Source organism: Burkholderia sp. MSMB1078WGS, from assembly GCF_001528895.1.
GTDB lineage: Bacteria > Pseudomonadota > Gammaproteobacteria > Burkholderiales > Burkholderiaceae > Burkholderia.
In genome coordinates, this window is sequence record NZ_LPDI01000110.1 from 78,957 (window position 1) to 91,814 (window position 12,858).

The following is a 12,858-nucleotide window of genomic DNA, read 5'->3' on the forward strand; positions in this document are numbered from 1 at the left end:
CCCCGCGCCCTCGCGGCGGCGGCCCGTCTGCCGGGGTTCGATAGAATGCCCGGCAGACGCTTTTTTTACGGCCCTCGCTCAGCGCGGGGGCAGCCAGTCCAGACATGACCGATTCGACCTACGACGTGGCGCGTGTGCGCACGTACCTCCAGGGCCTGCAGACACGTATCGCCGACGCGCTCGGCGCGCTCGACGGCACGCCGCTCGCGACCGACACGTGGCAGCGCGGGCCGGCCGAACGCCTGCGCGGCGGCGGTTGCACGCGGATTCTCGAAGGCGGCCGCGTGTTCGAACGCGCGGGAATCGGCTTTTCCGACGTCGCGGGCGACGCGCTGCCGCCGTCGGCGAGCGCGGCGCGCCCGCAGCTCGCGGGCCGCGGCTTCGAGGCGCTCGGCGTGTCGCTCGTGCTGCACCCGCGCAATCCGTACTGCCCGACCGTGCACATGAACGTGCGGATGCTGATCGCGACGAAACCGGGCGAGGCGCCCGTGTTCTGGTTCGGCGGCGGCATGGATCTGACACCGGTTTACGGTTTCGAGGACGACGCGCGGCATTTCCACCAGACCTGCAAGGACGCGCTCGACCCGTTCGGCGTCGAGCTCTACCCGCGCTTCAAGCAATGGTGCGACGAATATTTCTTCCTGAAGCACCGCAACGAGATGCGCGGCATCGGCGGGATCTTCTTCGACGATTTCTCGGAACCCGGTTTCGAACGCTCGTTTGACATGATGCAAAGCGTCGGCGATGCGTTCCTGCACGCTTATCTGCCGATCGTCGAGCGCCGCGCCGGGCTGCCGTACGGCGAGCGCGAGCGCGACTTCCAGGCATACCGCCGCGGCCGCTACGTCGAATTCAACCTCGTGTTCGACCGCGGCACGCTGTTCGGCCTGCAAAGCGGCGGCCGGACCGAGTCGATCCTGATGTCGATGCCGCCGGTCGCGAACTGGCGCTACAACTGGCAGCCCGAGCCGGGTTCGCCGGAAGCGCGCCTGTATAGCGACTTCCTCGTGCCGCGCGACTGGGTTTGAGCCCGCGCGCCCCGCTGCCCCAACGAGAGGACGCGTTTCTGGACACCACCGCCCGCCCCGCCCCGCTGCCGCGTCGTATCGGCTTGCTGGGCGGTACTTTCGACCCGATCCACGACGGCCATCTCGCGCTCGCGCGCCGGTTCGCCGGGCTGCTCGACCTGACCGAACTCGTGTTGCTGCCCGCCGGGCAGCCGTATCAGAAGCGCGACGTATCGGCCGCCGAGCACCGGCTCGCGATGACACGCGCGGCCGCCGGCACGCTGTCGATGCCGGGCGTGACCGTGACCGTCGCCACCGATGAGATCGAGCACGCCGGCCCGACCTACACGGTCGAGACGCTCGCGCGCTGGCGCGAGCGGATCGGCCCGGATGCGTCGCTGGCGCTGCTGATCGGCGCCGACCAACTCGTGCGCCTCGATACGTGGCGCGACTGGCGCACGCTGTTCGACTACGCGCACATCGGCGTGTCGACGCGCCCGGGCTTCGAGCTCGACGCGGCGCCGCCGGACGTCGCGCGCGAAATCGCCGCGCGGCAGGCCGGCGCCGACGTGCTCAAGGCCACGCCGGCGGGCCGCCTGCTGATCGATACGACCCTTTCGTTCGACATCGCCGCGACCGACATCCGCGCGCACCTGCGCGAATGCATTGCACGCCATGCGCAAATGCCCGACGCGTCGGCCGAACATGTGCCGGCCGCCGTATGGGCCTATATTCTTCAACATCGCCTCTACCATTCCTGAATCCATGGATATTCGCAAACTGCAGCGCGTGATCGTCGACGCCCTCGAAGACGTCAAGGCGCAAGACATCAAGGTGTTCAACACCAGCCACCTGACCGAACTGTTCGACCGCGTGGTCGTCGCCTCGGGCACCTCCAACCGCCAGACCAAGGCCCTCGCGTCGAACGTGCGCGACAAGGTCAAGGAAGCCGGCGGCGACGTCGTCAGCTCCGAAGGCGAGGACACCGGCGAATGGGTGCTGGTCGACTGCGGCGACGCGGTCGTGCACATCCTGCAACCGGCGCTGCGCCAGTACTACAACCTCGAGGAAATCTGGGGCGACAAGCCCGTGCGGATGAAGCTCGGCGGCGGCAAGGGCAACGGCTTCGCCACGGCGAGCGAAGACGACGACGAAGAGGAAGAAGCGCCCGCACGCCCGGCGCGCAAGACGGCCGCCCGGCGCCGCTAAGCCGTCACGCGTTTCCCGATGAAGCTTTTCATCCTCGCGGTCGGCCACAAGATGCCGGGCTGGATCGCATCCGGCTTCGACGAATACACGAAGCGGATGCCGCCCGAGCTGCGCATCGAGTTGCGCGAAATCAAGCCTGAACTGCGTTCGGGCGGCCGCAGCGCCGAAAGCGTGATGGCGGCCGAGCGGCAGAAGATCGAGGCCGCGCTGCCGAAGGGCGCGCGCATCGTCGCGCTCGACGAGCGCGGCCGCGACTGGACCACGATGCAGCTCGCGCAGGCGCTGCCCGGCTGGCAGCAGGACGGCCGCGACGTCGCGTTCGTGATCGGCGGCGCCGACGGGCTCGATCCGGACCTGAAAGCGCGCGCCGACGTGCTGCTGCGCATCTCGAGCATGACGCTGCCGCACGGAATGGTGCGCGTGCTGCTCGCCGAACAGCTTTACCGGGCGTGGAGCATCACGCAGAATCACCCCTACCACCGCGCATGACGCGTCGTCCTCGAGACGCGCGCCGCGCGCGCTCAACGAGATAACGACACCATGCCGTCCAGCACGTCCCCCGCGCTTTTCCCGATCCTTTACCTCGCTTCGCAAAGCCCGCGCCGCCAGGAGCTGCTGCAGCAGATCGGCGTTCGTTTCGAGTTGCTGCTGCCGCGTCCCGACGAGGACGCCGAGGCGCTCGAGGCCGAACTGCCCGGCGAAGCCGCCGACGCATACGTGCGGCGCGTGACCGTCGCGAAGGCCGAGGCCGCGCATGCGCGCCTCGTCGCGAGCGGCAAGCCGGCCGCGCCGGTGCTGGTGGCCGATACCACGGTGACGATCGACGGCGCCATCCTCGGCAAGCCGGCCGACGCCGACGATGCGCTCGCGATGCTCACCCGCCTCGCCGGCCGCGAACACGCGGTGCTGACCGCCGTCGCCGTGATCGACGCCGGCGGCGAACTGCTGCCGCCCGCGCTGTCGCGCTCGTCGGTGCGCTTCGCGGCCGCGTCGCGCGACGCGTACGCGCGCTACGTCGAAACCGGCGAGCCGTTCGGCAAGGCCGGCGCGTACGCGATCCAGGGCCGCGCGGCCGAATTCATCGAGCGAATCGACGGATCCCATTCAGGTATCATGGGTCTGCCCCTTTTTGAGACTGCCGCGCTGCTGCGTACCGCACGCGTCGCCTTCTGAACCGCACCATGAACGAAGAAATCCTGATCAACCTCACGCCGCAGGAAACGCGCGTCGCACTCGTTCAGCAAGGTGCGGTGCAGGAGCTTCACGTCGAGCGCACGCTGTCGCGCGGGCGGGTCGGCAACATCTATCTCGGCAAGGTCGTGCGCGTGCTGCCCGGCATGCAGTCGGCGTTCATCGACATCGGCCTCGAGCGCGCGGCGTTCCTGCACGTCGCCGACATCTGGCATCCGCGCCTCGCGGGCGAACCGCAGTCGGGCGCGCCGCACCAGCCGATCGAGAAGATCGTGTTCGAGGGGCAGACGCTGATGGTGCAGGTGATCAAGGATCCGATCGGCACGAAAGGCGCGCGGCTGTCGACGCAGGTCAGCATCGCGGGCCGCACGCTCGTCTACCTGCCGCAGGAGCCGCATATCGGCATCTCGCAGAAGATCGAGAGCGAGGCCGAGCGCGAGGCCGTGCGCGCGCGCCTGACGGCCGTGATCCCGCCGGACGAGAAAGGCGGCTACATCGTGCGAACGATCGCCGAGGACGCCACCTCCGACGAGCTGGCCGGCGACGTCGCCTACCTGCGCAAGACCTGGGCGACGATCGTCGCGCAAGCGCAGCGGCTGCCGGCGACGAGCCTGCTGTACCAGGATCTCGATCTCGCGCAGCGCGTGCTGCGCGATTTCGCGAACGACGACACGACGCGCATCCAGGTCGATTCGCGCGAGACGTACCAGCGCCTCGCGGAATTCGCGGGCGAGTTCACGCCGGCCGTGAGCCCGAAGCTGCATCACTACACGGGCGAGCGGCCGCTGTTCGACCTGTACAACATCGAGACGGAGATCCAGCGCGCGCTGTCGCGCCGCGTCGACCTGAAGTCGGGCGGCTATCTGATGATCGACCAGACCGAGGCGATGACGACGATCGACGTGAACACCGGCGGCTACGTCGGCGCGCGCAACTTCGACGACACGATCTTCAAGACCAACCTCGAGGCCGCGCACACGATCGCGCGGCAGTTGCGGCTGCGCAACCTCGGCGGGATCATCATCATCGACTTCATCGACATGGAGAACGCCGAGCATCGCGACGCGGTGCTGTCCGAGCTGAAGAAGGCGCTGTCGCGCGACCGCACGCGCGTGACGGTCAACGGCTTCTCGCAGCTCGGGCTCGTCGAGATGACGCGCAAGCGCACGCGCGAGTCGCTCGCGCACGTGCTGTGCGAACCGTGCCCGACCTGCCAGGGCAAGGGCCAGGTGAAGACGTCGCGCACCGTGTGCTACGACATCCTGCGCGAGATCCTGCGCGAATCGCGGCAGTTCAACCCGCGCGAGTTTCGCGTGATCGCCGCGCAGCAGGTGATCGACCTGTTCCTCGACGAGGAGTCGCAGCATCTCGCGATGCTGATCGACTTCATCGGCAAGCCGGTGTCGCTGCAGGTCGAGTCGAACCTGAGCCAGGAGCAGTACGACATCGTGCTGATGTAACGTTGCGCCATCCGCCGCCGGCAGCGCCGCGCGGCGTCCCGATGCGGCGGCCGGGCCGTTCGCGCATGCCGCGCCAGCACCGCCGCCGCCCTTTCATCGATCCTTTTCGCATTCACCCCACACCATGAGCCAACGCCACAACCGCCGCCAGCGCAAGAAACTCCACATCGGCGAATTCCAGGAACTCGCGTTCAACGCCACCGCGCATTACCGCAACGACATGACCGACCTCGAGCGCGGCCAGTTGATCGATGCGTTCATCGACTTCGTCGAAGCGAACGGGCTGCTGACCGTCGCGTCCGCGGATGAAGGCATCGGCGCGTACGTGATCTCCGGCGCGCCGCGCGGCACGACGACCGACGCCGACCGCGAACTCGTGCGCGGATGGCTGGCCGCCCGTCCGGAGCTGACCGACGTCAAGGTCAGCGAATTCACCGACGCGTGGTATCCGGACGCCTGATTGCCCGGTTTCACGCTGCTTCAAACGGCGCCCGAGCCTGCCCCCAATCACGGCGAGCCAGGCCGGCGCCGCTTCTTCCGAACGATCGTGACGGCCCCCGCGTCGCCGGGCCGATGTTGCCGTCCGCGTATGGCGGCTCAGGCTCGTTGAGCCAGGGCAATGGCGGCGGCGCCAGCCCCACGTCGTCGTGGCCCGCGCGCCGCAGCCGGACCGCCACCCGCCTCCGATCCCTTCCTTTTCCGCACGATCCGCTTGCAACCGGCCATCGAAATCGGTCCTGAAAGCAAGACACGTTAAACTCTCACCTCGCGTGGTGCGCCGCCCGCACCCGCCATCCATCGCCAGCCGCGTGCCCTCGTGCCGCCCCCGACCCATGGAGTGAGTGTCAATGAGCGGCGGACTCCCGTTTCCCGCATCCCGCAAGTCGTTGCCGTCCTCGACGGTCTTCCTGATTCTCGCCGTCGCCGCGTTGCTGTCCGGCTGCGGGCTGCTGCCGGTCCAGAATCCGCCCGCGCCGATCAGCGAGGCGCTCGTCGAGCCCGTCGAGGAGACCGCCGGCGAGCCGCTGACGATGCCGCCCGTGCCTGCGCCGACGCAACCGGAGGAACCGGAAGCGCCGAAGAAGCCGCACCGCGAGGTGACGCGGCCGAAGCCCGTGCAGCGCCCCGAATCGCCGACCCCGCCCCCGCCGCCGCCCGCGCCGCTCGTCGCGACGCGCGCGCTCGACCGCACCCAGATCCATGCGCTGCTCGACAGCGAGGTCGCGCGCCGCAACGGCAAGGTGGTCGGCCGCGCGGTCGACATGGTGGTCGACGCGAGCGGCAAGCCGCGCGAGATGATCGTCAACCTGCAGGGCTTCATGGGGATCGGCGACCGCAAGGTCATCTTCCCGTGGAACGTGTTCCGCTTCACGCCGGGCGGCAAACAGGAGCCGATCGTGCTCGACGTGCCGTCGGGCGATCTGCCGCCGGCCGCGCGGCCGAAGGCGGCGCCGCTGTCGGGCTCGGCCGCGGCGTCGCCGGCGACGCGACTGCCGATGCTCGACAGCGATGTCGAACGCCCGAACGGCACGAAGATCGGCCGCATCGTCGACGTGCTGATCGACCGCGGCGCCCAGCCCCAGGCCGTCGTGCTCGACCTCGGCGGGCTCGTCAATACCGACCGCCGTTCGATCGCCGCGAGCTGGGGCGCGCTGCGCTTCGTCACGCGCGACAAGGCGCTGCACCCGCAGCTCGACCTGAACGACGCCCAGATCAAGGCATCGCCGCCGTACGCGGCCGACAAGCCGATCGTCGCCGTCTTCCCGCCTGTCGCCCCGGCCGCGCCGGCTTCGTCTGCGAGTGCCACCCGATGACGATCAAGCATTCCGTCAGCGCTCGCAGTCTGCGCTCCCTCGACTGGCTCAACTTTTTCGTTGCAAACGTTCAAACCGGGTTCGGTCCGTTCATCGCGTCCTATCTCGCGTCGCACAAGTGGACGCAGGGCGAAATCGGCATGGTGCTGTCGATCGGCACGATCAGCGCGATGGTCAGCCAGGTACCGGGCGGCGCGGCCGTCGACGCGCTGAAGAACAAGAAAGGCGCGGCCGCGTGGGCGATCGCGGCCATCATCCTGTCCGCGGTCCTGCTCGCGTCGAGCCCGACGATCGTGCCGGTGATCGCCGCCGAGGTGTTCCACGGCTTCGCGAGCTGCATGCTGGTGCCGGCAATGGCCGCGATCTCGTTCTCGCTCGTCGGCCGCGCCGATCTCGGCGACCGGCTCGGCCGCAACGCGCGCTGGGCGTCGATCGGCAGTGCGGTCGCGGCGGGCCTGATGGGGCTGACCGGCGAATATTTCTCCGCGCGCGCGGTGTTCTGGCTGACCGCCGTGCTGGCGCTGCCCGCGCTGTTCGCGCTCGCGATGATCCAGCCGACGCACGAGGTGATTCCGCAATCGTCGAAGCACGACGACGCCGACGAAGGCGAGGAACGCGAAACGCTGCTCGAACTGCTGCGCGACCGCCGGATGCTGATCTTCGCGGCCTGCGTCGTGCTGTTCCACCTGTCGAACGCCGCGATGCTGAACCTCGCGGCCGGCGAAGTCACGGCCGGGATGGGCGAGAACGTGCAGCTCGTGATCGCCGCGTGCATCATCGTGCCGCAGGCGATCGTCGCGATGCTGTCGCCGTGGGTCGGCCGCTCCGCGCAGCGCTGGGGGCGCCGGCCGATCCTGCTGCTCGGCTTCTCCGCGCTGCCGGTGCGCGCGCTGCTGTTCGCCGGCGTCAGCAGCCCGTACCTGCTCGTGCCGGTGCAGATGCTCGACGGCATCAGCGCGGCCGTGTTCGGCGTGATGCTGCCGCTGATCGCGGCCGACGTCGCGGGCGGCAAAGGCCGCTACAACCTCTGTATCGGGCTGTTCGGGCTCGCGGCCGGGATTGGCGCGACGCTCAGCACGGCCGTGGCCGGCTACGTCGCCGATCACTTCGGCAACGCGGTCAGCTTCTTCGGGCTCGCGGCCGCCGGCGCGCTCGCGGTGCTGCTGGTCTGGCTCGTGATGCCCGAAACCCGCGTCGAGAACGGCGACGCGACGGCCGCCGAACCGGCGGCCGCCTCGCCCGAACAGGCGCATTGACGGCGGAGCGCCGCCGCTACCCGCTTCTTGGCCGACGCACGATGGATACGATCAGGACACTCAACGAAGCCCGCCAGCAGATCCAGCAGTCGATCTTCGATCTGTTCAAGGGGCTGTCATTCGGCGAGCGGCTCGCGCAAGGCGCGCTGATGGCGCTGCAGGCCGTCTGCGGCGCGTGCCTCGCGTATGCGATCGGCCGCGCGATGCATACCGAGCAGGCCGTGTGGGCGGCGATCACCGCGATCGCCGTCACACAACACAACTACTCGGACACGATGTCGCTGTCGCGCGACCAGTTCATCGGCGCGATGGTCGGCGGCATCCTCGGCTTCGCCGGTGCGGCGTTGGGCGGCGATCGCCTCGTCGCGTATGCGATCACGGTCGCGGTCGCGATCGTCTGCTGCTGGTGCCTGAACGTCGGCAGCGCCGCACGGCTCGGCGGCGTGACCGCGACGATCGTGCTGCTGTTTCCGGGCAACGGCCCGCTGTGGGACGTTCCGCTGATCCGGCTCGGCGAAGTGACGCTCGGCACGGTGTGCGCGCTGGGCGTGTGCGGGCTGATGTCGAGAATCGAGCGGCGCTGGTTCCGCCGCGCGGCGGCAAAGTGACGCGGCGCCGGGCAACGCGCCCGGCAGCCGGATGAGCGATCGGACCGCTTCGTAACTGACCTCTGCGTATCGAACCGCTGCGTAACGGGTACTGGGGTACGGACCGGGTTACGGACCGACCCGCAGCACGATGCCCGACCCGATCTGCACGAGCAGGTAGTCGCCGCCGACGCCGACCCAATGGTAGCCGCGCGGCGGCGCACTCAGATGGTAGCCGCGCCAGTCGTCGACCACATACTGGCGATCACGGAACTCGGCCGGCAGCCGGTCGCCCTTGTGCCAGTCGCGGCGCGGCCCGTCGGCCCAGCGCGGCGGCACGTCGTCTTCGCGATGCATCGCGTGGCCGGGCGGTACGTGTTTCGGGCCACGGCCGTGCTGCATCCCGTGGCCGCCACGGTCATCGCGATTGTCGTGGTCCTGCGCCATTGCCGCGGTAGCAGCGCAACCTGCCGCGATCAGTGCGGCCAGCATCATGCCGTGCATCCTCTTCATTGTCCTTCCCTCCGTGGTGTCACGTCGAACAAGAAACGACCGGGACTGCCCGACGAAGACTAGCACACGGCATCGCGGCCGCCTCACCGCGCGTTACGCCGCCTGCTGCTGGTACTGGATCCGGTGCAGGTGCGCGTAGAGGCCGCCGTGGCGCAGCAGCTCGTCGTGGCTACCCTCTTCGACGATCTTGCCGCCCTCGAGCACGAGGATGCGGTCCGCGCGCTCGATCGTCGACAGCCGGTGCGCGATCACCAGCGTCGTGCGGCCTTCCATCAGCCGCTCGAGCGCGGCCTGCACGTGGCGCTCCGACTCCGAATCGAGCGCCGACGTCGCTTCGTCGAGAATCAGGATCGGCGCGTCCTTGTAGATCGCGCGCGCAATCGCGAGCCGCTGGCGCTGGCCGCCGGACAAGCGCATCCCGTTGCCGCCGACCAGCGTATCGAGCCCGTCGGGCATCGCGGCGACCGCATCGGCGAGGTTCGCGGCCTCGAGCGCGGCCTGCACGCGCGCGCGGTCGGGTGTCTGCCCGTATGCGACGTTCGCGGCGATCGTGTCGTTGAACAGCACGACGTCCTGGCTGACCATCGCCATCTGGCTGCGCAGCGCGTGGAGATCGTAGTCGGACACCGGCACGCCGTCGACCAGGATCGTGCCGTCCGTCGGGTCGAAGAAGCGCGGCAGCAGGTTCACGAGCGTCGTCTTGCCGCTTCCGGACGGGCCGGCCAGCGCGATCATTTCGCCCGGCGCGACCTTGAACGAGATGCGCTCGAGCGTCGGCCGTTCGGCCGCGCCGTAGTCGAACGACACCGCGCGGAATTCGATCTCGCCGCGCGCGTGCGGCAGCGGCCGGCCGCCGCCCTGCGGCTCGGCCGGCTCGTCGATCAGCCCGAAGATCAGCTCGGCGGCCGTCATCCCGCGCTGCAGCGGCTGGTTGACGTCGATCAGGTGCTTGAGCGGCGAGATCACCAGCAGCATCGACGTGACGAACGCGACGAAACCGCCGACCGTCGTCTGGTCGTTCGACGACTGCACGACCGCGATCGTGATCACGACCGCGAGCGCGATCGACGCAAGGAACTGCGTGAGCGGTTGCGCGAGGCCGCCCGAGATCGTCATGCGCATCGCGTAGCCGCGCAGGCGCTTGCTCATCGTCGTGAAGCGGTCCATCTCGTACGCTTCGCCGTTGTGCACCTTGACGACCTTGTAGCCGCCGACCGTCTCCTCGACGATGTACGACAGTTCGTTGGTCAGCGTCTGGTGCTCGCGGTTCAGGCGGCGCAGCCGGCGGTTGATCTTGCTGACGAGCCAGCCGATGCCCGGCAGGATCACCGCGACGATCAGCGTGAGCCGCCAGTTCAGGTAGAACAGGTAGCCGAGCAGGAAGATCACCGTCAGCGAGTCGCGCACGAGCGTGACCATCACGCCCGTCAGCACCGACAGGATCTGGTTGACCTCGAACACGATCGCGTTGATCACCGTGCTCGCGGTTTCGCGCTGGAAGAACGACGCGCCGGTATGGATCATCCGCCGGAACATCTCGAGCCGCAGCTGCAGCAGGATGCGGTTCGATACGTAGTTGAGCAGGTAATTCGATGCGTACTGCGATACGCCGCGCACGAGCGCGAGGCCGATCACCGCGATCGGCACGTACCATTTCGCGCGGTCGCTGCCGTGCGAGCCGAAGCCGTGGTCGAGGAGCGGCTTGAGCAGCGCCGGGATACCGGCTTCGGTGGCTGCGACGACGCCCATCGTCACCACGGCGAGCACGACGATGCCGATGAGCGGCCGGATGTACGGCCACAGGCGCTTGAGGACCGTCACCGGCGAAGTGCCGCTGCCGTCCATCGGTTTGCGAAGAGTATTCTGGGTTTCCAAGGCAATCCTTCTTGAGCCGCGATGCGGCGCCCGGCGCGCGGCCGCCCGGGTGTGCGCCCTGGTCGGGCGGGTGCCGAAAAGGGCTCAACATTATAGCTGCACCGCCCTCGCCGGCACGGCCGTCGCCGATGCTGCCCGCGGCCGGCCCGAAGGTATACTGCCGCTCACCGTTTTCTCCGCCTTTCCGACGATTTCATGGCTGAACCCTCCCTCGGCGTCGCCCTCATCGCCCTCAACGCATCCGCGCGGCTCGCCCAGTGTCTCGATGCGCTGTCGTTCGCCGACGAGATCGTCGTCGTCGACGGCGGCAGCACCGACGATACCGTCGCGATCGCGCAGGCGCACGGCGCGCGCGTGATCGTCGAGCGCGACTGGCCGGGTTTCGGCCCGCAGAAGAACCGCGCGCTCGACGCGCTCGGTACCGACTGGATCCTGTCGCTCGATACCGACGAAGTCGTCACGCCGGAACTCGCGCAATCGATTCGCGACGCGATCCGCGCGCCGGCCGCGCAGGTCTATGCGCTCGACCGGCTGTCGAGCTTCTGCGGCCAGTGGATCCATCACAGCGGCTGGTATCCGGACTGGGTGCCGCGGCTGTTCAGGCGCGGCGCCGCGCGGTTCTCGGACGATCTCGTGCACGAACGCCTCGTGTTCGAGACCGCCGCGCAGCGCCTGCCCGGCAAGCTGATGCACTACTCGTACGAGGATTTCGAAACGGTCGTGCGCAAGCTCGACGCGTATTCGACGGCCGGCGCGCGTCAGCGCCGCGCGGCCGGCCAGCGCGGCGGCTTCGGCAAGGCGCTCGGCCGCGGCGCCTGGGCGTTCGTGCGCACCTACGTGCTGCGGCGCGGGTTCCTCGACGGCCGCGCGGGCTTCATGATCGCCGTGTTCAACGCGGAAACCGTGTATTACCGCTTCCTGAAGCTCGGCCACGAACCGGCCCGCTAGGCGAGCGCCGGCGCGCGGCTGGCCCGGCGTTACAATGCCGGGTTGCGCGCACCGCGCGTGCCCGCCCGAACGGCTGCGCCGCGCGCCGCCCGCCACGACGACCACCGAATCCGACCGCCATGTTCTCCATCATCATCCCGACCTGGAACAACCTGCCGTACCTCAAGCTCGTCGTCGATAGCCTGCGCCGGCATTCCGCGTACGACCACCAGATCGTCGTGCACGTGAACGACGGCTCGGACGGCACGCTCGACTGGGTGCGCAACGAAGGGATCGAACACACCGCGTCGCCGACCAACATCGGCATCTGCCATGCGGTCAACCTGGCCGCCGCGCGCGCCGTGCGCGACTACGTCGTCTACATGAACGACGACATGTTCTGCTGCCCGGGCTGGGACACGGCGCTCGTGCGCCGCATCGAACGGATGCCGACCGACTTGTTCATGCTGTCCGGCACGATGATCGAGCCGGTCGACACGCGCAACCCGTGCGTGGTCGTCAGCGATTTCGGCCGCGACGCCGAGCAATTCGATGCGGCCGGCCTCGTCGCCGCGACGCCGAAGCTGGCGCGCGCGGACTGGCTCGGCTCGACCTGGCCGCCGACGCTCGTCCACCGCGACTGGTGGAACCGCATCGGCGGCTACAGCAGCGAGCTGTCGCCGGGCATGAGCAGCGACAACGACTTCTCGATGAAATTCTGGGACGCCGGCTGCCGGATCTTCATCGGCGTCGGCGACAGCCTCGTGTATCACTTCCAGCAGAAGAGCACCGGCAAGATCGTCAAGAACGACGGCCGCCGTCAGTTCCTGAACAAATGGGGCATGACCCAGGCGACGTTCGATCGCTATTACCTGCATCGCGGCGAGCCGGTCGGCACCCGAATCGCGCTCGATACGCCGGCCGTGGAAGGCCGCCTGAAGCGTGCGCTGCTGCGCTCGCGGATCAAGCGCGCGTTCAGCTGATCGAGCCCCAAAAACCGTACGGAAACCTGTCCTGCT

At 68.8% G+C, this 12,858-nt stretch carries 14 protein-coding genes; 12 read left to right on the plus strand and 2 right to left on the minus strand.

Going from position 1 to position 12,858, the window contains the following annotated elements:
* Window positions 1-104 precede the first annotated feature (104 nt).
* From hemF to WT24_RS29665, 10 genes are all read left to right on the plus strand, one after another.
* A complete protein-coding gene (gene hemF / locus WT24_RS29620; RefSeq protein ID WP_059499209.1) occupies window positions 105-1,028 on the plus strand; it encodes an oxygen-dependent coproporphyrinogen oxidase in 924 nt (307 codons plus the stop codon).
* A complete protein-coding gene (locus WT24_RS29625) occupies window positions 1,025-1,768 on the plus strand; it encodes a nicotinate-nucleotide adenylyltransferase (RefSeq protein ID WP_059499208.1) in 744 nt (247 codons plus the stop codon). Before hemF ends, WT24_RS29625 begins: the two co-directional genes overlap by 4 nt.
* Before the next feature lie 4 nt (window positions 1,769-1,772).
* Complete coding sequence (gene rsfS / locus WT24_RS29630) at window positions 1,773-2,216, plus strand: ribosome silencing factor (protein ID WP_059791316.1); 444 nt, start codon at window positions 1,773-1,775, stop codon at window positions 2,214-2,216.
* Between the two features lie 18 nt (window positions 2,217-2,234).
* Window positions 2,235-2,705: a 23S rRNA (pseudouridine(1915)-N(3))-methyltransferase RlmH gene (rlmH, locus tag WT24_RS29635; protein WP_034208007.1), complete on the plus strand. Its 471-nt coding sequence runs from the start codon at window positions 2,235-2,237 to the stop codon at window positions 2,703-2,705.
* 51 nt (window positions 2,706-2,756) lie between these two features.
* Window positions 2,757-3,389, plus strand: a complete 633-nt coding sequence (locus WT24_RS29640) for a nucleoside triphosphate pyrophosphatase (protein WP_060036775.1) — start codon at window positions 2,757-2,759, stop codon at window positions 3,387-3,389.
* An 8-nt stretch (window positions 3,390-3,397) separates the two neighbouring features.
* The gene (rng, locus tag WT24_RS29645; protein WP_059499206.1) at window positions 3,398-4,867 is read left to right on the plus strand and encodes a ribonuclease G; all 1,470 of its coding nucleotides are present in this window, start codon (window positions 3,398-3,400) and stop codon (window positions 4,865-4,867) included.
* Between the two features lie 124 nt (window positions 4,868-4,991).
* Window positions 4,992-5,327 carry a YggL family protein gene (locus WT24_RS29650; protein WP_034208010.1) on the plus strand — a complete coding sequence of 112 codons (336 nt, stop codon included), beginning with the start codon at window positions 4,992-4,994 and terminating at the stop codon, window positions 5,325-5,327.
* 388 nt (window positions 5,328-5,715) lie between these two features.
* Window positions 5,716-6,681 (plus strand): PRC-barrel domain-containing protein, encoded by a 966-nt coding sequence (locus WT24_RS29655; protein ID WP_059499205.1) that lies wholly within the window; start codon window positions 5,716-5,718, stop codon window positions 6,679-6,681.
* Window positions 6,678-7,937, plus strand: coding sequence for an MFS transporter (locus WT24_RS29660; RefSeq protein WP_059499204.1), 1,260 nt, complete (start codon window positions 6,678-6,680; stop codon window positions 7,935-7,937). Before WT24_RS29655 ends, WT24_RS29660 begins: the two co-directional genes overlap by 4 nt.
* A 41-nt stretch (window positions 7,938-7,978) precedes the next feature.
* Entirely contained in the window at window positions 7,979-8,545 is a 567-nt protein-coding gene (locus WT24_RS29665) for an aromatic acid exporter family protein (protein ID WP_060036777.1), read from the plus strand.
* Window positions 8,546-8,653: 108 nt separating this feature from the next.
* Here the strand turns inward: WT24_RS29665 and WT24_RS29670 are convergent, their stop codons facing one another.
* Together WT24_RS29670 and msbA are read right to left on the minus strand one after the other, a co-directional pair.
* On the minus strand, window positions 8,654-9,037 hold the full coding sequence (locus WT24_RS29670; RefSeq protein WP_059499202.1) for an RcnB family protein: 384 nt from the start codon (window positions 9,035-9,037) through the stop codon (window positions 8,654-8,656).
* 93 nt (window positions 9,038-9,130) lie between these two features.
* The gene (gene msbA, locus WT24_RS29675; RefSeq protein ID WP_059791322.1) at window positions 9,131-10,882 is read right to left on the minus strand and encodes a lipid A export permease/ATP-binding protein MsbA; all 1,752 of its coding nucleotides are present in this window, start codon (window positions 10,880-10,882) and stop codon (window positions 9,131-9,133) included.
* Window positions 10,883-11,107: 225 nt separating this feature from the next.
* Between msbA and WT24_RS29680 the strand changes: the two genes are divergently transcribed.
* Together WT24_RS29680 and WT24_RS29685 are read left to right on the plus strand one after the other, a co-directional pair.
* Complete coding sequence (locus WT24_RS29680) at window positions 11,108-11,860, plus strand: glycosyltransferase family 2 protein (RefSeq protein WP_059499200.1); 753 nt, start codon at window positions 11,108-11,110, stop codon at window positions 11,858-11,860.
* Between the two features lie 119 nt (window positions 11,861-11,979).
* The gene (locus WT24_RS29685) at window positions 11,980-12,822 is read left to right on the plus strand and encodes a glycosyltransferase family 2 protein (protein WP_060036779.1); all 843 of its coding nucleotides are present in this window, start codon (window positions 11,980-11,982) and stop codon (window positions 12,820-12,822) included.
* The last annotated feature ends 36 nt before the right edge of the window (window positions 12,823-12,858 follow it).